This is a genomic window from Nitrospira marina (genome assembly GCF_059568365.1).
Map to the genome: position 1 here is coordinate 1,003,386 of NZ_JCANTH010000001.1, position 24,061 is coordinate 1,027,446.

The 24,061-nt window shown below is 51.2% G+C and carries 19 protein-coding genes; 17 read left to right on the forward strand and 2 right to left on the reverse strand.

Going from position 1 to position 24,061, the window contains the following annotated elements; genetic code table 11:
- The first annotated feature begins 87 nt into the window (after window positions 1–87).
- The 9 genes from LX98_RS04200 to LX98_RS04240 all read left to right on the forward strand — a co-directional run bounded on the left by LX98_RS04200 (window position 88) and on the right by LX98_RS04240 (window position 9,051).
- Window positions 88–414, forward strand: a complete 327-nt coding sequence (locus LX98_RS04200) for a hypothetical protein (protein WP_496427703.1) — start codon at window positions 88–90, stop codon at window positions 412–414.
- Between the two features lie 553 nt (window positions 415–967).
- On the forward strand, window positions 968–1,732 hold the full coding sequence (locus tag LX98_RS04205) for a chlorite dismutase family protein (RefSeq protein ID WP_496427704.1): 765 nt from the start codon (window positions 968–970) through the stop codon (window positions 1,730–1,732).
- A 147-nt stretch (window positions 1,733–1,879) separates the two neighbouring features.
- The gene (locus tag LX98_RS04210; RefSeq protein ID WP_496427705.1) at window positions 1,880–2,182 is read left to right on the forward strand and encodes a hypothetical protein; all 303 of its coding nucleotides are present in this window, start codon (window positions 1,880–1,882) and stop codon (window positions 2,180–2,182) included.
- A gap of 393 nt (window positions 2,183–2,575) precedes the next feature.
- Window positions 2,576–3,736, forward strand: a complete 1,161-nt coding sequence (locus LX98_RS04215; protein WP_496427706.1) for a DUF1207 domain-containing protein — start codon at window positions 2,576–2,578, stop codon at window positions 3,734–3,736.
- Between the two features lie 323 nt (window positions 3,737–4,059).
- On the forward strand, window positions 4,060–5,052 hold the full coding sequence (pdhA, locus tag LX98_RS04220; RefSeq protein WP_496427707.1) for a pyruvate dehydrogenase (acetyl-transferring) E1 component subunit alpha: 993 nt from the start codon (window positions 4,060–4,062) through the stop codon (window positions 5,050–5,052).
- A gap of 98 nt (window positions 5,053–5,150) precedes the next feature.
- Window positions 5,151–6,119, forward strand: coding sequence for a pyruvate dehydrogenase complex E1 component subunit beta (locus tag LX98_RS04225; protein ID WP_496427708.1), 969 nt, complete (start codon window positions 5,151–5,153; stop codon window positions 6,117–6,119).
- A gap of 90 nt (window positions 6,120–6,209) precedes the next feature.
- A complete protein-coding gene (locus LX98_RS04230; protein ID WP_496427709.1) occupies window positions 6,210–7,511 on the forward strand; it encodes a 2-oxo acid dehydrogenase subunit E2 in 1,302 nt (433 codons plus the stop codon).
- Window positions 7,512–7,717: 206 nt separating this feature from the next.
- Entirely contained in the window at window positions 7,718–8,407 is a 690-nt protein-coding gene (locus tag LX98_RS04235; protein WP_496427710.1) for an ankyrin repeat domain-containing protein, read from the forward strand.
- Window positions 8,408–8,556: 149 nt separating this feature from the next.
- On the forward strand, window positions 8,557–9,051 hold the full coding sequence (locus tag LX98_RS04240) for a heme-binding protein (RefSeq protein WP_496430561.1): 495 nt from the start codon (window positions 8,557–8,559) through the stop codon (window positions 9,049–9,051).
- A 30-nt stretch (window positions 9,052–9,081) separates the two neighbouring features.
- Here LX98_RS04240 and LX98_RS04245 read toward each other — a convergent pair whose 3' ends face one another.
- Window positions 9,082–13,896, reverse strand: a complete 4,815-nt coding sequence (locus LX98_RS04245) for a response regulator (RefSeq protein ID WP_496427711.1) — start codon at window positions 13,894–13,896, stop codon at window positions 9,082–9,084.
- A gap of 1,228 nt (window positions 13,897–15,124) precedes the next feature.
- Window positions 15,125–16,135, reverse strand: a complete 1,011-nt coding sequence (locus LX98_RS04250; RefSeq protein ID WP_496427712.1) for a TIGR04086 family membrane protein — start codon at window positions 16,133–16,135, stop codon at window positions 15,125–15,127.
- Between the two features lie 378 nt (window positions 16,136–16,513).
- On the opposite strand from LX98_RS04250, the gene LX98_RS04255 reads away from it, so the two are divergent.
- The 8 genes from LX98_RS04255 to LX98_RS04290 all read left to right on the forward strand — a co-directional run bounded on the left by LX98_RS04255 (window position 16,514) and on the right by LX98_RS04290 (window position 23,974).
- On the forward strand, window positions 16,514–16,960 hold the full coding sequence (locus LX98_RS04255; RefSeq protein ID WP_496430562.1) for a VOC family protein: 447 nt from the start codon (window positions 16,514–16,516) through the stop codon (window positions 16,958–16,960).
- A 441-nt stretch (window positions 16,961–17,401) separates the two neighbouring features.
- On the forward strand, window positions 17,402–18,424 hold the full coding sequence (locus LX98_RS04260) for a methyltransferase (RefSeq protein ID WP_496427713.1): 1,023 nt from the start codon (window positions 17,402–17,404) through the stop codon (window positions 18,422–18,424).
- A 57-nt stretch (window positions 18,425–18,481) separates the two neighbouring features.
- Window positions 18,482–18,904, forward strand: a complete 423-nt coding sequence (locus LX98_RS04265) for a VOC family protein (RefSeq protein ID WP_496427714.1) — start codon at window positions 18,482–18,484, stop codon at window positions 18,902–18,904.
- 66 nt (window positions 18,905–18,970) lie between these two features.
- Window positions 18,971–21,022 carry a sigma 54-interacting transcriptional regulator gene (locus LX98_RS04270; RefSeq protein ID WP_496427715.1) on the forward strand — a complete coding sequence of 684 codons (2,052 nt, stop codon included), beginning with the start codon at window positions 18,971–18,973 and terminating at the stop codon, window positions 21,020–21,022.
- A 29-nt stretch (window positions 21,023–21,051) separates the two neighbouring features.
- Entirely contained in the window at window positions 21,052–21,492 is a 441-nt protein-coding gene (locus LX98_RS04275; protein WP_496427716.1) for a VOC family protein, read from the forward strand.
- Between the two features lie 350 nt (window positions 21,493–21,842).
- Window positions 21,843–22,415 carry a DsrE family protein gene (locus tag LX98_RS04280; protein WP_496427717.1) on the forward strand — a complete coding sequence of 191 codons (573 nt, stop codon included), beginning with the start codon at window positions 21,843–21,845 and terminating at the stop codon, window positions 22,413–22,415.
- A gap of 392 nt (window positions 22,416–22,807) precedes the next feature.
- Window positions 22,808–23,302: a DoxX family membrane protein gene (locus LX98_RS04285; protein ID WP_496427718.1), complete on the forward strand. Its 495-nt coding sequence runs from the start codon at window positions 22,808–22,810 to the stop codon at window positions 23,300–23,302.
- Window positions 23,303–23,428: 126 nt separating this feature from the next.
- Window positions 23,429–23,974, forward strand: coding sequence for a hypothetical protein (locus LX98_RS04290; RefSeq protein WP_496427719.1), 546 nt, complete (start codon window positions 23,429–23,431; stop codon window positions 23,972–23,974).
- Window positions 23,975–24,061: the final 87 nt, after the last annotated feature.

Genomic DNA, 24,061 nt, shown 5'->3' on the forward strand with positions numbered 1-24,061 from the left:
CCATAGTTACACAATTTCCATCTCATGCGTAATAATGGGGACATCTTTGCTCTTCTACTTTTTTACATTCTTCTCAGGGAGGTTTTTATGACCTGGATATTATCAGGAGTATTTTCTGTATTGTGTGTCGTTGGTGTATCAGGATTGTCCATGGCGGGTACGGCCGATGTTACACAGAATCAAGCAGAGGAGAGAAACCAGGCAGTCAATGAACCTCAGGAGAGAGAGATGAAAAATATGGAGGAGGCGGCCGAGAACGTCACAGAAACGCAAAAGGAGCGAGCAATTGAGGCCCAACGTGCCACCCAACAAGAAGCCGGGGGAATCGTGGATCAACTCAGAGAAGGGGCAAAGGGGGAAGTTAATCAACGGAGTAATGATATCAATTCAACAATAGACAATTTGGGGAAATAAGGACAGAAGTATAATCGGACCATCTTCCGTTTAGAGAAATATTAAAGTTATCCAGAGGTATTGAGGCCTGTCGAGGGTGTTTCTCTCGGCAGGCCGTTTTTTTTCGTGTAACGACTGGAAGAGATTGTAGACAATCATCCATGTTCTTGCGTTTGATGGGGGTTTTCCCAAAAATGGTCTCCGCGAGTGGGCCATAGTCATTCAGTCACAAAGGGAATAATCGTGAGAGTCCCGACTGTTCTGAAAGTCATGGTATGGATAGGCCAATGGCCGCTTTACCGCCACGGAGCAGACCCTCCGCAGACACGACCGTACCAGCCTTTTTTTTGTGGTTTTCCTTACCTTTTTCTGCTGTGGCCTTTCTCCACATCTCAACATTTCTTAAAAGATTATTTCTTCCCTCGTGCCCGTTCTAAAGTCGACCCGCGTGCGTGGTGATTCCCGTTCAAAAATTCCTAACGGGATTTTAGGGAGATTCATCCGGTCATCCGCAACCCGAACGCTTGCCATTGCCATGTTTAAAAATAAGACTCAGGTAAGAAGGAGTGAAAATATGCCTGTATTACTATCCCTGTTGTTCTTCGCGGGCGTGCATTTTGGTTTGTCTAGTTTAAGCTGGGCCGCCGATGCCCCTGTGTTTGGGACCTTTGCCCTTTATGAGGTGGATAAAAATTGGCGGGATTTGCCGATGGAGGAAAGGCAGAAAGGCGGGGAGGAGGCCAAAGCTCTGTTGGAGACATTCAAAAGTCAGGTGACCGTGGACGGATATTGGACCTATGGATTGACGACAGAATCCCATTTTTTGCTTCGGCTGCATTCCGCTGAACTCAAAGCCAACCAGCAATTACTGACCCAACTTCGGAGTACCGGCTTTGGCCGGCATTTGGATTTGGAGTACACGATCAGTGGGGTGACCAAAGGGCTGAATTATGCTCCGGATTTTCCTGATTTGCTTCAACAACTGAAAGGGGCGAAATACGAGGGTGATCCATCTACCTATGCGATTATGATCCCCATTCGGAAAAATGCCGAATGGTGGAACCTGTCCAAAGAGGATCGTGTGGCGCTGATGAAAGAACACACCATTCCCACGGTTGCCTATTTAAAAACGGTGAAGCGGAAATTGTACCATTCCACCGGAATTTCGGATGTGGACTTTCTCACCATATTTGAAACCAATAATCTGGTGGATTTCAATGACCTGGTTATTGCGTTGCGGATGGTTCGTGAAGATATCTTCAATGTTCAGCTCGGAGAGCCGACGATCATCGGCACATTGAAAAGCTGGAATGATATTGTCGACCTTCTTGTGAAATAACCGGATAACGGCCTGGTGATGGGCCCGTCATCCTTGAGGCAACCACCCTTGGCATCAGAGGTGAAAGGATTTGACCATGCCAACATTCTTCCCACGGTTTCACATCTTCATCATTCAACCTGTGTGTTTGTTCAAGGAGGTGCTCCTATGAAACGCGTATTTCTGATGTTCGCAGGTGTCGTGTTTCTGTTTGGGATCGGTTCCGTATCGTTTGCAGCCGGGATGGGAGACGAAATGACAGGCAAGACCGAAACGATGAAAGAAGAGGGCATGAAAACGGCTGATGACGCCATGGGAGACATGAAGGGAAAAGGCGAAGAGATGTCATCCGACGCCAAAGGCAGGGAGATGCCTGGTGATATAGAAGCCCAGGGGAAAAAGAAAATGGGAAAAATGAAAAAGAAACCCATGAAAGAGGATCCGATGAAAAAAGAACCGATGAAAAAGTAATCCTCGTTCCTTTTACGCATTTCTAAGAAGGCCGGCTGTGGACTGACTCTGCAGCCGGCCTTCTTGTTGGAACACAAATAGGAACACGATCGTCATTGTTGAATTAATAATCAGTACGTTGCGTGTGAGACCCCATGAATTTTTTATTTGACAATGTCCAAATTAGGCCGCTTACCCTGACGTTTTGTCTGTCCAACCAAAGCCATTCGTCATGCTATTTTTTGAACAGGGGCTCGTCCTGATTGACCAGCCGTCGCCCCTAGCCTGACCACTCAAGAAAAGAAAGTGGTCTGTGATGCCAGTTATAAAAACTTCCCGGTGTCCCCTGAATGTTGAGTATTTCTTCGCGAGGCTCTTATCCCTTTCATCTTTCGGTAAGGAGCGCAAATCTCAATGACCCAGCCAGTTGCTTCTCTCGCCCTCGACTCGACCGTTACCTCAACGACCCATACCGTATTGCGGAAATGGATAAACGTGATCGTGTTCCTGCTCTGTGTTCATTTTGGCTGGATGCCTAACGCCCTCGCGGTCGAAGATTCCTACATCGCCGGGTATGCCGCCGCTGTTCTTCAACATGAGTTCAATGCAACCAATGCTTCCTTAATCGTCAATGACGGCGTCGTGACCGTTTATGCCGTTTCGCTCGGGACTCTGGATCGAACGAAGGTCCAGACCGCGCTGGAAAACATTCCAGGTGTCAAACGAGTAGAAGTTATAGAGGGCAATGTCGACTCCGTGACCACCCCAACTCCTCCATCGGATGCGATCACGCAAGAAATTCCCAAGCCCGAGTCCAAATTTCTTCCGAATGGTCTTCTCTTCGATCCGCTTCATGCCGACCCACGTTGGCCGCACTTCTCCGTGGCTTACCGGCACATTTCAAAAGGTACTGAACCGAGCAAAACCGGTTCGGCAAATTTTGGAGAAACGTTCGCGATCTACCGGAATGCTGCCCCATTCGACGGACAATGGGAAATTGCGTTCCAGGGCGGAGTCTTCAGCGTGTTCGATTTGGACGCGTCGTCCAAAGACCTCGTCAATGCCGATTATACTGCCGGCCTTCTTGCCAGTTATCGAACCGGTTCACTTTCGGGCTTCCTTCGCATCCATCATCAAAGTTCACATCTTGGTGATGAATTCATTCTCAATAACCAACCGAACAGAATTAATTTGTCCTTTGAAGAAATTGATGTGAAGTTGTCCTATGAACTGCTCGAATGGTTCCGGGTGTATGGCGGCGGCGGGATACTCATGAATCGAGACCCCAAAGGGTTAGGACGCGGCTCAAGCCAATTCGGGGCCGAATTAACGAGCCCTTGGACGTTCTTGAGCGGCAAGATTCGTCCGGTGGCGTATGGAGATTTTCAGATTAATGAGAGAAGCAATTGGATCATCAACCGTTCATTGATGGCAGGGCTTCAATTCGAAAATGCCCGCATCGGCGATCGCAAACTTCAACTCTTAATGGAGTATTATAAGGGTGCTTCACCCAACGGCCAATTTTATACTCAGCGAACTGAGTGGATCGGAATCGGCCTTCATTTGTATTACTGACCCCAACCTATCGCGGCTTAGAAGTCATTGGAGAAGAAAAAGAAAGCCCCTTCTTACCTCGCTGTGGGAAATTTCCACACGCCCGAAAACATGTGAAATTTGTTTCCTGGATTGTTCTGACAATTCCAAACGAGGTCGTGTTGAGAAGGAGTCCAGGACTGATCCTTTTTTGCATGGGAGTCAAAAGGGAAGGTGAAAAATAATTTCGGGAAAGACTTTAAAAATTGTATCGGCATGCGATCTCTTGCTACAGTTCTTTTAATATTTCAAAGACAGCATTAGAGAAATAAGGACACGCAACATCGAACAAGCCTGATATTTATATGGCGAAGAGTACAGTGAAACACGATTCGAACGCGAACGATTTTCTGACATTGTATCGGGATATGCTGCTCATCCGACGCTTTGAGGAGAAGTCGGCGGAGATGTACGCCTTAGCGAAAATTGCCGGCTTCCTGCATTTATACATCGGTCAAGAAGCGGTCGCCGTGGGATGTATGCATGCGATTCGCCCGGATGACTATGTGATTGCCTCCTATCGTGATCACGGGCATTGTCTGGCCAAGGGTTCGGATCCTAAAAAAGTGATGGCTGAATTGTTTGGAAAGGCCACCGGCTTGTGCAAAGGCAAAGGTGGATCGATGCATCTCATCGATGTCGAACGTCATTTTATGGGCGGGTATGCCATCGTCGGTGGGCATTTACCGCTTGCAGTCGGGTTGGCGTTTGCCTCACGGTATCGGAAGGAAGACCGGGTGGTTCTCTGCTTTTTTGGTGATGGAGCGGTTCCCAGCGGACATACGCATGAAGCCTTCAATCTGGCTGCGTTATGGAAGTTGCCTGTGATCTTTATTTGCGAAAACAACCGGTACGGGATGGGAACGCCCGTTGAACGCGAGATGCTCCTGTATAAAGACATTGCCGAACGGGCCAGGGCGCATGGCATTGACGCGGAACAGGTGGATGGGATGGATGTGCTGGCAGTGAAGGAATTGACTGAGCGTGTGGTGAAAAAGTTGCGAAAGGACCCTCAACCCTACTTTATTGAGGCGTCGACCTATCGATTTATGGGCCATTCAATGTCCGATCCCGCTCACGGTCATTATCGAACGAAGGAAGAAGTGGGAGAAGCACGTAAGCAGGATCCGTTGATTTTTCTCAAGACCCGGATCCTTCAGGAGGGCCTGGCTACGGAGGCCGACTTTAAGCAGATGGATAAAGACGTGATTAAGACGGTGACCGAATCTGTGAAGTTTGCCGATGAAAGCCAGTTTCCTGAGGCCGGCGCGCTGCATGAAGATGTTTTAATCGAGTGAAAATTGTGCTCTGACAAAGGCTAAGCTGGAAGTATGGGGCTGGTATCTCCTTCATCAATGCAACACGATGATCAACCATTCTTGAATGATGACGAACCATGTTGATTTCCTATAGGGAAGCCTTGAATCAGGCGATGCGTGAGGAAATGAAACGGGATTCTCGCGTCTTTTTAATTGGGGAAGAGGTCGGGTATTACCAGGGGGCCTTTAAAGTGAGCAAAGGCTTTGTGGAGGAATTTGGGGTTGAGCGGGTATTAGATACTCCGATTACCGAAGCCGGATTCACCGGGTTGGCCATTGGCGCGGCGATGGCCGGCTTGCGTCCCATTGTGGAATTGATGACCTTTAATTTCGGCATTCTTGCCCTTGACCAAATTGTCAATAATGCGGCGAAAATTCGCTATATGTCCGGAGGCCAGTTGTCGGCTCCCATGGTGATTCGCGGGCCGGGGAGTGCGGCCCATCAATTGGCCGCCCAGCATTCGCAAAGTCTTGAAGCCTGGTTCTGCCATGTTCCCGGACTGAAAGTGATCGCCCCGGCGACGCCCTCCGATGCGAAAGGTTTATTGAAAAGCGCCATTCGTGATGAGAACCCGGTTATTTTTATCGAAGCCCAACTTCTCTACGGTACGAAAGGCGAGGTGGCTGAGGAGGATTACACCCTTCCGATCGGCAAAGCCGCTGTGACGCGAGCAGGAAGCGATGTGACCATTGTGGCCTATTCAAAGATGGCCTTACTGGCGCTTGAGGCCGCGGAAGCCTTATCAAAGGAAGGCATCAATGCCGAAGTCATCGACCTGAGGTCATTAAAACCCTTGGATACCGAAACCATCCTGGAATCTGTCACGAAAACCGGGCGCGTCGTTATTGTTGAAGAGGGATGGGAGTTCTGCGGGTTGGGCGCTCAGATTGCGGAGACCATCTATTCAAAAGGATTTGATTTATTAGATGGGCCTATTGTCAGGGTCGCCGGAGAAGAAGTCCCCATGCCCTACACTCGGCCACTTGAAGATCTGGCCATTCCAGATCAGGCTCGGGTCATATCGGCGGTCAAAGAGATCCTTTAACATGCAACCTATTTTTGTCATGACTGTTTCTCAAACATTATTCGCCACAGAGTCTTTCAAAGGATTTTTCTGTCATAACAGGAGAGGCTTATGATTACGCGCGTCGTCATGCCCAAGCTCACGGACACGATGGAGGAAGGAGTGGTGGTGGCTTGGAAAAAGCATGAAGGGGATGCTGTCGACTCGGGAGACATTCTGGCAGAAATTGAAACGGACAAAGCCGTCCTTGATCTGGAATCCTTTGGGTCCGGTGTCCTGAAAAAAGTATTAGTGCCCGAAGGGGAAACTGTTAAAGCCGGGAAGCTCATTGCCGTGATCGGAGAAGAGGACGATGACATTGAGGCCACGTTGGCTGAGACTTCTGAGGACCAGGCTGTAGCACCTGAACCTCAGAAAGATTCTGCTCCTTCTCGAAAGGAAAAGCCTTCTCCTCCTTCGCCGGCACCATCCATCCCGGCCAAAGGAGAAAAATCCGGCAGTGCGAAGACAGAAGCCCAGGCAACGAAGGCAAAGACGAGCCCGGAGGCCAAGATCAAAGTGTCGCCTCGAGCCAAGGCATTGGCGAAAGAACAGGGGATTGATTTGTCAACAATCAAAGGGAGCGGTCCTGAAGGCCGGATCGTTGAAGCCGATATTCAAGGACAGATGGATACTCCCGGGATTACTGAGGGGGAAAACAAGGACGTTCCCCTGAGCCAAATGCGCAAGGCGATCGCTCGAGTGACCACGTCAAGTAAGGCCCCTGTCCCTCATTTTTACCTCACCACCGAAGTGGCCATGGATCAGGCCGAGCGACTTCGGAAGCAGATGGAGGAAGTGAATAAATCCCCCTTGAGTTTGACGGTCTTGTTCGTTCGTGCGGCTGCCCTGGCTTTGGCCCGTCATCCTGAAATTAATGTTTCATTCATGGGGGAAACCTTACGACGGCATGCCACGATTGATATCGGGATTGCGGTGGCCCTGGAGGAGGGACTCATTACTCCTGTGATACGGGATTGCGCCGGAAAAAACATTCTGCAAGTCGCTGAAGAGATTCGTGATCTGTTTGTCCGGTCCAAAGGCCAACAGCTCACTCCGGAAGAATATGCCGGGGCCACGTTCTCTATCTCTAATCTTGGGATGTATGAGGTGGACAATTTCATTGCGGTCTTGATGCCGCCCCAAGCGGCTTCTTTGGCCATTGGCGCGGTGAATATTGTTCCTGTCGCAAGAGGCCAGGCCATAAAATTATCCCGCCGAATGAAAGTTACGCTCTCCTGCGATCATCGAGCACTTGATGGTGCGCAAGGGGCACGGTTTCTCCAGTCATTTAAACGGGCGCTGGAAAAGCCCTTGGAGCTTTTTCTTCCGTTGAAAACCCCATCAACGCATCACAAGCAAGCTGGCCAATAATTGGTGGGCCGGTATTTGGAAGTTTCAATGAAGGAGCCATTGGTTGCCATCCGTCAGTGAGCCGACAGTTGTGCCGTGTTGAAAGTTCCTCCATTCTCCTTCTCTCTCCTTTTTTTTCCCGACTCAGGCCTTGTTGTTCCTCGTCCCCTATGCTGACTTAAGGATTAGTGAAGCGAAACGCGATGGGAAGTCAGGATTGATCGCAGATGACAGGCCTGAAAACAATAGGACTCCCCGTGATGACCGCTCTTCTGCTAGTGGTTGGCGGACCGGACTTTGTCATGCCTGAAGAGTCAAGTCGAGGGCTGGATGGAGCGCTGCTTAAGGCAGCGGAACGAAATGATGCAGCCATGATCCGGCAATTGTTGCAAAACGGGGCCAGCATTCATGCTCAAGATGAAAAGGGACAAACGGCGTTACTCCTGGCCGTTGATCGGAACCATGTTGAAAGCACCAAGGTGTTGATTGAGGCTGGAGCGGATGTGAATGCGCAGGATCGTCAACTGGACAGTCCATTGCTCTTAGCCGGAGCGAGAGGATACCTTGAGATTTTAAAGTTGCTATTAGAGGCCAAACCCGATTTTGCAATTTATAACCGGTTTGGGGGAACGGCCTTGATTCCGGCCTGTGAACGCGGACATGTTGAGGTCGTCAAGGAATTATTGCAAACCGATGTGGATATCAATCATGTGAGCCGATTGGGTTGGACCGCGTTGTTGGAAGCCATTATCCTGAGTGACGGGGGTTCCAGGCATCAGGAGATTGTACAAATGCTTATTAAGGCGGGTGCCGATATGAACCTGCCGGATGGGGATGGCATCAGCCCGCTGCAACATGCCCGGACCAAAGGTTTCACGCGAATCGTCAATATCCTGGAATCGGCGGGAGCCCGCTAGGGGTGTGGGATATATTGACAACGTTGCAGGCTGAACAAGACAATCGTCAGGTCAGCACATAAATGATTTCATGTCTATCAAAGGAGCGTTTCATGATCGGCAAAAAAAATCTGCAAATTAAATCGGGAAAAGGTTGGTATCTATCTGGAATGGTTACCCTCAGTCTAAGCGGACTGTTCATCGCGGGCGTGTCGGCGGCCGAGCTGCCGCGTGAGGCGGTGCTGCCACTCTCCCTGGCCACGAAGGCTGCAAGTGCGGCGGTGGAGCAATGCACAAAAGATGGATATCAGGTGAGTGCCGCGGTCGTCGATCGGGCCGGGGTGGTGAGGGCGTTATTACGGGAAGATGGAGCCGGCCCGCATACGGTGGATAGCAGTCGCAAGAAGGCCTACACCTCGGCCAGTCTAAAAAGGCCCACGGCAGAATTGGGCGAGTTGATTGCCAAAATGCCGGCGGTTCAAGGGTTACGGGATATGAACGAGAATATACTTATTTTGGGCGGTGGGCTTCCCATAAAATTTGGCGGAGAAGTCGTAGGAGGAATTGGTGTTGGCGGCGCTCCTGGCGGTCATCTGGATGCCGCATGTGCCCAGGCGGGACTGGAAATTATCGGTGCATCCGGGCAAGACCAAAAAGAGAAGTAAGTTGAATGTTCAGTTTTCTACAGGCCTGGATCACATGACTCGTTCAGGAGCCGACTGACTGTTGCTCATAGCTTCCTGAATAGAACCGTACAGTTGGTTCACGGCCGCCTCTTTGGGAATCAAAAGGAAGGCGCCCGCCTGCTTCATCGCCTCCTGATTTGCGTCGCCGGTATGCATGGAAAGGCCGATCACGATCAAATCCGGGTAAGCGACTTTGAGGTGTTTCGTCGCTTCTATGCCGTTCATTCCCGGCATGTTGATGTCCATGACGACCACATGAGGGATTAGGCGATTGGCTGCTTGTAACGCTTCAAGCCCATTGGCGGCTTCGCCGACCACTTCCACATCCTCATACCCCTCCAATACGGAGCGCAGGCCCTGACGGACCATCGCATGATCATCAACCAGCAACACGCGGATACATGGAAGAGGGGGGCTCACCGGTGAGGGATATTTTGAACGGAATACAGGCTGATCATGGACCGTGAGGGCTTGCGCCGCTTTTTCTTCTCTCACCTCTGAGTGGTTTCCTTTGGCGCCCGACTTCGGCAGCATCAGTATGGCCGTGGTTCCACGTCCCGGGGATGAATCAATACGCAAACTGCCTCCTAAAGAAAGCATCCGTTCTCGGATACTGAAAAGCCCGAATTTGGTGGATGGAATATTATCGACGTCCGCAGCGGTCTCAATAGCGTCAGGATTAAAGCCAATGCCGTTATCTTGCACGATAATTTGTAATCGTGTCTCCTCTTGAACGAGCTGTACCGTTACCTCCCTGGTACCTGCATATTTTGATGTATTGATCAGGAGTTCACGAACCGATTGAAAGAGCAGAATGCGCTGGTCATCAGGCAGCACCAGATCGAGAGGTTCCGGCAGGCGTACATGAACCGTCAAATTGCGTTTTTTCATGTCCTCGGCCAACCATTTCAATCCTTCGGGCAATCCATGATCCCGCAACACCGGCGGGCTTAAGTCGGCAACTAGAGTGCCGGTATACGTCAACGCCTCAGATAAGATGTCGTCGACCTGTTGCATCACTTCCGCCGCGGTGGATAAAGACGGTCTTGCTTGCTTTCCCTGCCCGAGTTTTAATTTCCCCAAAACCAGGAGCTGCTGCAGATGATCGTGCAGCTCTGTCGCCAGCCGTTTACGCTCCCGCTGCTCGGCCAGATTGAGTTCGGTGGCCAGACTGCGCAGGCGTTCTTGTGACTGGATCAGGTCCTTGGTCCGTTCCTCGACCAAGTGTTCCAATTGATGGGTAAATTTCTGCAACCGCGCCTCGCTCTGGCGTAGCGCATCTTGGACATCGCGCAAATCCGTAATGTCGGTGTGGGTGCCGAACCAGCGGATTATTTTTCCGGCCGCATCGCGGATAGGGAGAGCGTGGGAAAGAAACCAATGATAATAACCATCTTTGCCGCGCAATGGAAATGTATCCTCCCACGGCTCGCCGGTATTCCAAGACCTTCTGATCCCCTCGACAACCCGTTCCACATGATCGGGGTGGGGGACTTTCTTCCATCCCCACCCTTGCATCTCTGTGAGTGTGGTCCCGGTATAATCGAACCATCGCTGATTGAACCAGAAGATCAAACCCTTTTCGTCGGCCATCCAGGCGAGCTGGCTCATGTTGTCGGCCAGAGTGCGGAAACGTTCTTCGCTTATCAGCAGTGCCTGCTCGGCATGTTTGCGACCCGTGACATCAATTGCGGCGCCGAACCATTCAATAATCTCTCCTTGGGCATTGAGAATCGGAATGGCGCGTGAAAATGTCCAGCCGAGTGTACCATCGGTGCGGATGACCCGATGCTCGAGTTCAAAGAAGCTTTTTGTCCGGATGGCCCTGTTGATCGTGTCCAGTACATATGCCTGATCGTCGGGATGGATATATTTCTCGAGCCACATTCGGCTCGGCTCCAATGTGTCAGCGACAAATTCCCGGCCTTCACAATGCCGCAGTTCTCTCCAGTCAGGACTCATGCGATATATGACATCGGAGGTGGCGCTGGTGAAGGCACGAAAGCGCTCCTCACTTTCGCGTAACGCCTGTTCGGCCTGTTTGCCTTCGGTAATATCCTGCACCACCGTAATAGCCCCGACCACATTTCCGGTGAAATCCCGAAATGGCACGGCGGACACCAGGTGATGGTGCTCCATGCCCTGCTGGTCGGTGTAGATGAATTCCATCCCGGGATCGATGCTCTCGCCGCGCAACGCACGGGCACCCGGCCACTGGTCCATTGGCACCGGCTGCTTTTGCCCCTGGAGGCTACGCCAGCGCGTAAGGGTGCCTTGGTCCGGGGGCGGGAGAACTTCTGAGGCAATATTTCTCATTTGGGAGTTTCTGATCATGAACTGTCCATCAGTATTGATGACACCGACCCCAACCGGGAGTTGTTCAATAATCGCCGTCAGTTGAGATTGGCTTTCGCGCAATTTTACTTCCGCCATGCGTCGGAGGCGGGCCAGCTTGACATGCGATTCGACGCGCGCCAGCAGTTCACGGGCACTGAAGGGCTTGATCAGATAGTCGTCCGCCCCTGCCTGCATTCCCTCAATACGGGCTTCTTCACCGGCGCGGGCTGAAAGGAGAATGATGGGAATATCCGCGGTTGCCGCATGGGAACGCAATTCCCTCAGTAAACCGTACCCATCCAATCCAGGCATCATAATATCGGTGAGCACCAAATCCGGCGGTTGTCTTTTGGCGATCTCCAATGCCTCTTCTCCATTGGTGACCGCTTCGATGTCAAACCCAGCCTGACTGAGCAGGCGACTGACGTACTCCCGCATGTCTGCATTGTCATCTGCTACAAGAATGCGCCCCCCTGTTTCTACGCCGTGCAGCGCAACAGGCGCACATGTGCTGGATGGGAGTGCGCGTTGGCTCATGGCTGGTGAAATGACTGTTTCACCGGGTTCACTTGCGAGAATATGTCCAGGCAGCCACCGTAATGCCTCTTCGACATAGGCTTCACCCCGCACAGCGGTAGACGTCAGCGCGCGCGCCGCCTCGATGCGGTCGGCGGGCAGGTGGGCCTTTCCCCGCGGGATAGAAATTGAAAAATGACTGCCGCGGCCGATGTGGCTTCCCACACGCACGACTCCGCCGTGCAGCTTGACTAGTTCCTGCACTAATGCCAAGCCAATGCCGGAGCCTTCGTGTGAGCGGCCACGGGAGCCATGGATGCGGTGAAACCGGTCAAAGATACGGGGCAATTCCTCGGGCGGAATGCCTGTGCCCGTGTCGTTGACTTCCAATATTACATAACGGTCTGGATCAAGCTCTTCCGAATCTTGATCCTCTGATGACTTTACGTCTTCCTCCACCCTGCGAGTGTTTCCCTTGCACTCATGGCCCATTTTCAGGCTCACCTCGATCTCGCCCTCGAAGGTGAATTTGAAGGCATTGCTCAGCAGGTTCAGCACGATTTTTTCCCACATATCATGATCGACGAATATCGGTTCAGGAAGGGGAGGACAATTCACGATCAACCGCAGGCCGGCACGCTCAACGGCTGAGCGGAAGACGCTGGCAAGATCTGTCGTCAGTGCCGCAAGATCGGTCGGTTCATAGTTGGCCTGGATGCGTCCCGCCTCGATGCGTGAGAAGTCCAGCAGAGTGTTGACCAATTTGAGCAGCCGGAGGCTGTTTCGATGGGCAATGTTGACCGCGTTGGCAGCTTCCGAGGGAAGAACGCCATGCACATTCCCCAGGGCATCTTCCAGCGGGCCCAGCATCAACGTCAGGGGCGTGCGAAATTCATGGCTGACGTTGGAGAAGAATGCGGTCTTGGCGCGGTCGAGTTCCGCCAGCGCCTCGGCGCGTTTACGTTCCTCCTCATACGAACGTGCCTTGTTCAAGGCGTTAGCCACGGCCTCGGCCAGAAGGTCAAAAAATGTGCAGTATGGCGCATCGAGGGGGCGTCGCGAACTGACCCCGGCAATAAGAAAACCAAAGGGCTGGGCCAAGCCTGACAGCTTGATCCGCAGCACGACGGCTGTATCAGGGGTTTCTTCATACGCCCCGCATGGTACATCTCCAAACAACTGTCTCAATCCGTTCACAACCATGCTTTGAGTTTCCAGTCCGTTCTGGAGTGGCCAGACCATTTTTTCCGATGAATCGAAGCTGATGATTGGCGGAGTGACGGGTAATCCGGCTTCGACACCCGTGCAATGGGCCAACCGGGCTCCTTTGCCGTCTTCCTCCAACCGGTAGAGGATCGCAAAGGGGACATCGAGTTCGGCGGCTGCGATTGAGTCGCCGATCACGCTCAGGGCCTCGTCGATTGAAGTCGTTTTCCCGCTACGTTCGGCCAGTTCGCGTAGGACCTGGAGCCGTCGTTCGGACAGTGTGTGCTGTGTGAGCTCCGTGACCGGGTGAAAGAGGCCGCCAATGCCGCCGGACTCATCGCGGATCGGACTGAAGGAGAAGGTAAAAAAGGTTTCTTCGAGGAAGCCCAGACGATCAAGAAACATGCGCTGGTTAACCAGGTAGGCGGTTTTGCCGTTGGCGGCGCTTTCAAACGCTTCGCCAATCGCCGGCCATGCCGAATACCAGCATTCTTTAAAATCCTGGCCCATTGAATGGGGATGCTTATCACCGCAAATCGGCCAATAGCCGTCATTGTAGATCTGGGTGCGTTGCGATCCCCAGGCAATACTGATAGGAAAGTTTGACGCGAGCGCAAGACTGACAGTCGTGCGCAGACTTTGGGGCCAGGAATCGATTGGACCCAACGGGGTTTTGGACCAGTCCTTCGCGCGGACGACCTTTCCCATCTCGCCGCCGCCGGTGAGCCACTCGCCATCAGCCTGTTTTTTCCCGGGATTACTCATGGCTCGTGACGCAGATGATGGTTACGCACGGCTGAAGTCCCGGCCGCTGTATATTTGAGAGACGTACGATTCTTGGCAGGCAGGTCGGTGAGCGATCCACATAGTCCAGCCGCTAGTTATGTCGTCATCTGATGGCCTACTGGTCCAAAAGATAATAGGTCATTGAGAGTTGGGCTTCCGTTGAAGCCGAATGCCCTGGTCTCTCAGTTCAGTTCCATGGCTGAAGCACTGGTTCAATAAAAAAACATCCGACGTCGATTAACACCCTCGCATTTCCGGTCATGGACATCACGGCATCGGCTAAAGAACCGACAGGCACTATATCAAAAGAGGGCTGCATGCTCAAAAAAGTGTTTCGCTGATTTTGGTCGGGGAGGCCCCGGAATTTTTTTTGAACCATCGATCTGAAGACCCTCTTTCTCCCTCCCCCGAAAAGCTCGTTGATCAGGTTACGCCGCATCAAATTCTGTAGGTACAGACGAATTTCACATTGCAAGGGGGAAATTATCCAGTTCAGCATGGGCGTTGCCCTATTTAGCCCTAATAGGTCGCTGTAGCCGATCATCACCAGCTCTTTCCTAACCCGCAACCGTGGAAAAAGATAAACGGCCACCGGTCCACACACGAGAACCGTGCCACCAGGCAATAGAGACAAGAGAGCGCTCAATGGACCAAGAAACGCAGGAAAGGGTCTGTCGAAAGCTACCTAAGCCAGCCCGCATGGAGCCAAGGGGGTATCGGAGTTGGTAGAGTTTCAGGTGGTCATTTGGATGCCGCAAGGGGGCAGACAGGGCTGCAGAGAATCGGTGCTGTGTCCGACGTGCAAAAGGAAAAATAAGACAGGATTACCTGTCAGATCCCAAGAAGAAAGGTATTGTCGATCAAGGATGCTCTTGAGAAAAAAACTCCTCTCTCAATCATATCGGTTAAAAACGGTTATCGGCACCTCTAAGTTGAGCACGGAAAAACTATACGGTCAGCCGGAGGACAGATATCCTCCGGCATCTCGTCGCTCATCCTTCCGCACTTTATCGTAGTAAGATCCTCAGGAAAGCGTCTGAAGTATTTCTCTTGTCCTAAAAATCAAGAGACTTTGTAATTCGGTCTTCTCCAACGGGATCCAAACCGTGGAATCGGTTCAATGGGGCCCTCAGACCTTCCTCATCTCCACACAAGATGCATCGCCATTCAACGTCTGTGGATTGGCTGAGGATGGTCTTTATTTTTCTTATAATCGTGTAGTGGGACCTGGTTCCACGAGATCCTTTGGGGCACCGACCATTCCACCTATTCCTGCTGCAGACGCTCCAAAAACCAAGGCAATAAATGTCCAAATGGACGCCTGGGACACGGCTTTAGCCGTGGCGTTGGCGGCCTCAAGAGCCTGTTCCTTAGCTTGACCCTTGAGCTCGTTGTACTTTGTTGTGGCGGTCTCGTAGGTACTCACCCAACTATTTACCGTCTGTTCTGCTTCCTGCTGACTCATGTTCGTTCGCGCAACCAACACGTTGGTAAGGGCATCCTTGTCGATTTCCGAAGCGGCGTTCTTTCCCCTTCTAATCGTCCGTTCAAGTTGGGATATCAACTCCTCATCAGTTTGGTGCGGGTTGGCTGCTGTTGTTTGAACCGATTCCTTTATATTCTCAGAAGAATTTTTTGCCCTGTTCTCAAGGGCCTGAGGTTGCAGCTTCTCTTTTCCCGTTTGGCGAAGGAGTAGCTGTGCTTCTTGTTGTATGTCCTTCCACGTCATGTCGGCATCTTCGAGTTGCTTTGTGGCGAGGCCGGTTAGATTAGGAGCGACTGCCGCCATGCCTTGACCTGTGGCGGCAAGAGCATCGCCCATGACTCCAAAACTGCCGGTGAGAATACTACCGGCCGCACTGGTGAGAAAATATATGGCCACGAGAGTTGCCGCCCCCCAGGTAATAAACCCGTGTAGCAATCCATCGGTTTCTTGCGGCATGCCTGCAAGGCGCCCCGCGACCCAGCCTCCGGCAAAGAGGGCAATTATGCTGACAACGACCCACCAGATGGCCGCCCCGAGACTGAAGGATGATGCGGACGGCGTCTCTCCGTTCAAGGGGTCAATGGTACTTGCACCTATTCCGATACCAAAAAGGCTCAGTGTGAGTTGAACCACCAGAACGACAATGATTCCCGCAAAAATTGCGGCCCATGAGATTCGCCTTATCGCCGCGGGGCGATATTCTCTCGGGTCTTGTGTTGGGATTGTAGCCATAAGATTCTCCTTCGTAAAAATTTTAATTTGTTTTAGGTGTCATTTTACGATAGAGGATACGGAGGGGACTGAATACATACAAATTGTGTTAGCCACGCTGGAAGTTGTCGGGGTTTAGAGCACTTGTGGTGCGGGATTAAAAGGAACATAAGAATATTACGCATGTTGACTATTCGTCAGGTGGCGATATACCGCCACTGTTGTTGTCACCGATTATCTTCTCTCACACAAAACCGGATGGTTTTCCTAAAGAAAACAAAGGAAATCAAATGTCGAAAGACTGGCAAGGTAAGGAATGTTTTTTGCGAAGACCATGCATGAGGGAAAGACAGATATCTTGTGAAGAGTATGTTGGGAGAGAAGGGAGGGAACCCTGTGATGAAAGCTCAATATTTAGGACATGTGGTGTTTTACGTCAAAGATCTCGAACAGTCTTTGATATTCTATCGTGATGTGGTGGGGTTTCAGGAAGTCGGAAAGATTTTCGCAGGGAAAGCGGCGGCGCTTTCTTCCGGCCGGACTCATCATGAACTGTTGTTAATTGAAGTCGGCGATGTTCCGGGACCGCCTTCAGGAAGGAGGCGTGGCCTCTATCACATTGGTATTAAAGTCGGGGAGAGTCTGGATGAACTTCGAGCTGCCAAGCAGGATCTTGATCGGGCCGGTATCACGATTGGAGGGATGAGTGATCACACGGTCAGCCAAAGCCTCTATCTGCATGATCCCGATGGGAACGAAGTGGAACTCTATGTCGATGCGCCGGAGGTGGATTGGAAGCATGACCCGACATTGGTGCTGGCGCCGATAAAACCTCTGGTGTTGTAATCTTTTCCCAGTTGTTGTTCGTCGTCGTACGGAAGGGTGCATTTAGCTCTGGAACCCAGGGCAATTTGAGGGAGCATGGCAAATCCCACGCATTTATTATAGGAGAGCTCTTAAGCAAATCGTGCGGGTTGTTTGAGCAACGGGAATTTCCGAGGAATCCCCCTCCTTTGTAAGGCTTTGTTACGAAGAGGAACAAAGACAAGGGGAGGTAGAAAGGCCAGATGCCCTTGCCTAAATGGCTTTTGGCACTTAAATTGGCACAGGGCTGAATCTCTACCCCACCTTTCATTCCTCTTCGGAATGAAACCCCTTACAAAGGGGAGGAATGTGCAGACACTTAAACGCCTGTAAACGTGATCTCAAGCGTTGTCAGATATGTTAAATCACACTTTACCTGCAAGACCCTTATTAAGAAGATAGTTTCAAAGATAGGAGCATATCATGGCAACAACTAAACCCACTGAAGGCCCTTCACCTCAATTATTTTTTCAAACCGTCAATGGGCATATGCGCCCGGCAGCCCTGAAATCCGCCATCGAGCTGGAACTGTTTTCAGCCATCGCCGAAGGCCATCGCACCCCAAAAGCCTTAGCTCACCGATGTGGAGGTTCTGAACGAGGGCTGAGAATGTTGGGAGATTATCTGACAGTGGGAGGGTTTCTGACCAAACAGGGGGAAGAATTTCAGTTGACTCCTGATTCCGAATTATTTTTAACGAAGACGTCGCCTGCCTTTTTAGGGCCGACTCTGAATTTTCTGTTGTCATCTCCTCTCGTGGAAGGATTCAAACAGCTCACTGCTGCCGTACGAAAAGGGGGAACAGTGGTCGGAGAGAAAGGAACCCTGGCGCCGGAACATCCGGAATGGGTGACCTTTGCCCGTTCCATGGTGCCATTGATGAAAGGTCCGGCGGAGTGGGTTGCTTCCTGGGTGAAAGAGAATGCGCCCGATACCCGCAAGGTCCTGGATGTGGCAGCCGGTCATGGAGTGTTCGGCATCGAAATCGGTCGCAAATTATCAGAGGCTGACATTACCGCTCAGGACTGGCCCAATGTATTGACGGTTGCCAGAGAGAATGCTCACGCAGCCGGGATTGCCAAGCGTTTCCAGGAATTGCCGGGGAGTGCTTTTGATGTGGAATTTGAGAAAGACTATGACGTGATCCTTCTCACGAATTTTTTACACCATTTCGATGTTGCTACTTGTGACACCTTTTTGAATAAGGTTTATGGCTCGCTCAAGGCCGGGGGATTTGTCATTACGGTGGAATTTATTCCTAATGAAGATCGCATTTCTCCGGGGCCGATGGCGGAGTTCTGCTTGATTATGTTGGCCACCACTCCCGCCGGGGATGCCTATGTCTTCAGTGAATATGACCGTATGTTCCGCCATGCCGGTTTTGGCGAAAGCCACATGCAGGATATTCCGGCATCCAATGAACGGGTCATCATTACAAAAAAGTAATGGGCCTATTGTATCTTTCAAAAATTTTGCCATCCCATAATAGAAGGAGAAACTCAAATGCCGGTACAAGTCTATGGAGTGAATCATGTAGTGATTGAAGTTGACGATGCGCAGAAAGCCGTCGAGTTTTATGCGGATGTCTTCAATCTTGAGATGCTACGAGGCGGTGAGGGGGCTGCCTGGTGCAAAATGGGTGAGCATCAGTTTTTGGCAATCTTCGAAGTTAAAACCCTTCAACCGGATCGCACCAAGCATTTCGGCATTATGGTCCGGGATGCCGCCCAGGTGAAGGAAGTTCGGGAAAAAATCACCAAAAAATACGGACTGGAGGTCCATCCGGATTTTCGATGTGATTTCCGGGATCCCTGGGGTAATCGGATCCAGGTCGGAGATCTGCATGATGAATCGTTGGTCTGGCTCCTTCCCTACCGTGAGGTCCAGGATATCGGGATCACATTTGCCTCGCCTTCTAAAGTTTGACGAACTGAGGCACAAAGGGGAAGATCGCTTTGTTTTGTTAGGGGAAATCGGCGATACTGTACCCCTATGGATAAACGTACTCAGCCGGTTTTGGGAGATCAATCGTCGCGCTATCAAGCCCTGCTCGAGGTCTCCGAGGCGATCGCGGTTCACCGGGATCTCACCAACCTGATACAGGACCTGGCTCATCGCCTTCCCGGTATCGTTCCCCTTAATTTCATCGGGCTGGCCCTCCATCGGCCCGAGCGGAACACTATTCAGGATTATATTATTCAGGCCAATATTCCTGCGGATATTCAGGGCGGGAAAGAGTGGGCTTTGGATGCCCATCCGAGTGGCTGGGTGTGGCAGGCTCAGCAGCCATTGATTATTTCCGACCTGACTCAGGATTCCCGGTTTCCAATGGTGCTTCCCTTAATGCTTGAAGACGGCGTGCAGTCGTTATGTACCGTCCCGCTGACCACAGCCGTACGCCGTCTGGGATCACTCGACTTCGCGAGTGTTGAAAAGGACACCTATAAGGAGTCGGAGTTGACGTTTCTGCTGCAGGTCGCCAGGCAAGTGGCGGTTGCGGTGGACAATGTCCTGCATCAAAAGGAACTGTGCCGCGAGCGGGATCGTCTGCAGGTTTTGTTGGAGGTGAACAATGCCATCGTGTCGAAGCTGGAACTTGGGGATTTGTTTTCGACCACGGTCACGTCCTTGCGACGGGTGATTCCGCATGAAGCCACCAGCTTATATTTCTATAATCCCGATGCGAAGGACTTCCATCGACAGGTGCTGAATTTCCCTTCAGGGAAAGGCTTGTTGGGGGGAAGCCATTCCATTGCGCTTGATGACACGCCGGCCGGAGAAGCATTTCGATCACGAAAAACGGTGTGTTGGGATGAAGCCGATCTGCAGCAATTTCATTCCGTCACCGCCCGACAGTTGATCGCAGAGGGTGTGAAATTCGGATGCTGTGTGCCACTCATGCTGCCCGATCGGGTCTTGGGGACGTTGAATGTCGGGAGCACCCGTCCTTCAGCCTTTTCCACGGCGGATGCCGACCTGCTGACGCAGGTCGCCGGACAAGTGGCGATTGCCCTAGATAATGCTCTTGTCTATCGGGAAATTACCGAATTAAAAGAAAAGTTGGAAAAGGAGAATGTCTATCTCCGGGATGAAATTCGGACAGAAGCCAACTTCGAGGACATTGTCGGGGAGAGTCGTGGAATAAAGCATGTCCTCCAACAACTTGGTATTGTGGCTCCGACCGATTCGACCGTGCTGATTTTGGGTGAGACGGGTACAGGCAAGGAACTCATTGCCCGAGCTCTCCACCAACTCAGCACGCGAAAAGACCAGGCCTTTGTGAAAATTAACTGTGCGGCCATTCCTACGGGTCTGTTGGAAAGCGAACTGTTCGGTCACGAGAAGGGTGCCTTTACAGGAGCCATTTCTCAAAAAGTGGGTCGCTTTGAACTTGCCCATCGCGGAACCATTTTTTTGGACGAAATCGGGGAAGTGCCATTAGAGTTGCAATCCAAGATGCTTCGGGTGCTTCAGGAACAGGAGTTTGAACGATTGGGTGGGACGCGCACGATCCGTGTGGATGTTCGACTGGTCGCGGCCACCAACCGCGATTTAATGCAGATGGTGGAAGCCGGAGAGTTTCGCAGTGACTTGTATTACCGGTTGAATGTCTTTCCCATCACGGTTCCACCCCTTCGCGAACGGCAGGAGGATATCCCGATTCTCGTTCGGTATTTTGCCCAGCGGTATGCCACCAAAATGAAAAAGCCCATTGAGAGAATTCCCGCCAAGGCGATGGAACGTCTGGCAGGCTATCCCTGGCCGGGGAATATTCGCGAACTGGAAAATCTGATTGAGCGCGCGGTGATTCTTTCCCAGGGGTCCGAGCTGGCTGTGCCATTATTGGACCTCAAAGCCAGCCTTCAGCGGTCGACCCAGCCCATAACAACATTAGAAGGAGCCGAACGGGATCACATCCTCCGTGCTCTGCAGGAAACCAAATGGGTGATCGGCGGGCCTTCAGGCACGGCGACACGCCTGGGCATGAAGCGCACCACATTGATCTCTAAAATGAAAAAACTTGGTATCTCCCGCCCGTCCTAATGGGGTGTAGCCAACCGTGGAGAATGTCTATGCAAGGATTTCTGGATCACATTGTTTTGAACATCGAAGATGATGAAACCATAGTCGATTTCTACACAAGAATTCTGATGCTACCGGCAGAGCGCCTCGAAGACTATCGTTCCGGACACGCACCGTTTCCTTCCGTTCGCATCAATCAGGATACCGTGATCGATTTATTTCCCAAGAAATTATGGGAGCAAAAAATTTCAGCAGGGAAAGGCTTCAGCAACCTGAACCACTTTTGCCTTTCACTCACCAAAAAAGATTGGGAGGACTTACATGGTCGACTTCGTGAACAAAAGATTGCTATCAGCGAAGGGCCTGTTCAACGGTGGGGGGCCCGGGGAACCGGGACCTCGATCTATTTTTCCGATCCTGAGGGAAATACCATCGAGGCCAGATTTTACTCCGAGGATGATCATGACAAGAAATGTTTATTGGGGTCATGATGATGCTGTTGGTGCCCTAATCCGGTATTGCTCTTCTTCACATTCACGCCTTGCCGGTTCGATAACACCTGCCTTTTTCACAACTCAGCGCTTCTTATTATTTGTTTTTTTCTCAGTTACGATTCGAAATTTCGTTAATCGGGTTTCGACCATCTAAACCATTCCCTCATTTCGTGTGTAGCAGAACTTTGGTTTGAACCTGCCGCATGTCTTCTCCTTTAGTCGGATTTTCGCCCATCACTCAAGGGTTTTAGATAGTTTTGACGACAGCATGCAGTGGTATGGTGGGAATGTTAAAGGCCAACATTCCACGATGAATACCAACACTTCATTCACAAAGGAAATATTCTATGAAAATTATTCTCCTGAGCATCTTAGCATTGGTGGTGGCCACCCCCGTTTTTGCCGATCCTATCGGAAATCCCGAATATAAACATCCTGTCATTAAAGACCATGGGGGAATCGTGGCATTACCCGACGCCGCGCTTCCTCCACAGAAGAACTCAAAAGTGATCATTGACCTTACCTCCGATGAAAGATCGGGTGGTGTGCTCCAGGGATTCGATCGGGCGGCATTGATCCTCAATCAATATACCCAAGCATCTGCAGGGATCGAACATGGTTTCAAAATGGCTGTCATCCTGCACGGGGCAGCCACCAAGGCGGCTCTGACGCACGAAGCCTATGCCAAACATGCCAATTCTTACGTGAAAGATTTGGGGAAAACGCAGAATCCGGATCTGGCATTAATTCGAGAGTTAAAAAAAGCAGGGGTTGATATTTACGTCTGCGGACAAGCGGCGGCCCACCACGGGTATGCCACGAGCGACATCGCTCCGGATGTAAAGATTGCGGTGTCTGCCGCAACAGTGAACATCAATTTGCAAATGGACAATTACGCATACATTTCATTCAAGAAATGAACTCCGGAATCGTACCCGCCCTTTTCGGCAGATCGTCATGGCAAGCAGCGGACAAATCCTCATCAGTGTACAGCGGCTGGGTTTGTTACTTCTTGTATCAATGTTGAAAATGGATCGTGCCGGGCGTACATCCACCATTTTGTCCTTGCCGTCTTGACGTTCCCTCGACACGAGTCGATATATCGTCATTTTTTGTTTCGACACACATCTGCTGAGTCACCAGAGCCTCCCTTAAAAAACGCATTCATTCAATAAGTTATGTGAGTATTTTTTCATCCGGCAAGTTGGAACGGCTCTTGCCATATGTAAAGGGTAAGAGTTCAACAAAGCTTTGGTGAGAATACACAACGATAAAACAATCACATTTATTCATTCACAAAGGAGAGCAAGCCATGAAAACATTATTTCAAACAGAAGAGCGGTGGGCGCCGGTTATCTTGAGAGTGATGCTGGCCTTGGTCATTTTTCCTCACGGCGCTCAGAAGCTACTGGGATGGTATGGAGGAAACGGGTTTGAGGGCACGATGGGATTCTTTACGGAACAAATGGGGTTGCCATGGCTGATTGCCTTTCTGGTCATCATGGGAGAATCGGTTGGCGCCCTTGCACTGGCAGCCGGATTCATGACGCGGTTCACAGCCGTGAGTTTGGGCATCATCATGCTAGGTGCAATTGCGACGGTGCACTGGTCAAACGGGTTTTTTATGAACTGGTTTGGTCAACAGGCCGGTGAAGGATTTGAGTATCACCTCCTCGTCATTGGCATGGGTCTTTCGTTAATGGTGACAGGCGGCGGGAAATGGTCGGTCGATCAGGTGATTGGAAGATGGCTTGCACGGCAGGAATCAACCCACGCTGATGGGACTCGTCGAACTGCGGCAGCCTGAGTGGTATAGGACTAATCATACTCATAAGAAATGAATAATTTTACGGAAAGGAGTCAAGACATGAAAATTGGAAAACTCCATCAGGATAGAAGCAGGAATCTCTCATTAACCATAAAGGAGGAAGTGATGAACCGTACAATGAATTTCCACATGATTGTGTTATCAGCAGTGATGGGCATGTTTCTTCTCATGTCCGGTATTGGGCACGCGGACTCTAAGGGGGTCAGTCATGGCCACAAGCAGGTCACTGGAGTCGTGACAACGGAGAAAGGCGCTATTCTCACCGTCAAAACGCCCACGGGCGCCTATTCTCTGACCGAAAATGCTTCTCATCGGCATGGCCACGCGGTCCCCAAGGTGGGAGATGAAGTGACCTTGGTGCTGGATGAGAACAACGCGGTCATAGAGGCGCATCCCAAAGGCGAGGAAGGCATCCATCAGTTCTACACGGGGAAGTTGGTGTACATGGGGAAAATGAATAAAGAAATTAAATTGCAGACATCTGATGGAGAAAAGGTCTTTCCCCTTACTCGGCTGGAAATCAAAACCAAGCCCATTGAGGAGGGCGCCATGGTCACGGTTGAAGTGAATGAAGGCGGCACGGTGATCGACCTTCATCGTGCTTCGCATGACGAAAAAAACATTCATGCCAAAGGGAAAACCCGCGGGTAACGAGTCGAATGTTAGTATGAGGTGGCTCGATCTCTTGCCGGGTGGTGAGGATCGGGCCCGCCTTTTGAGACGGGGAATCGTGGGATG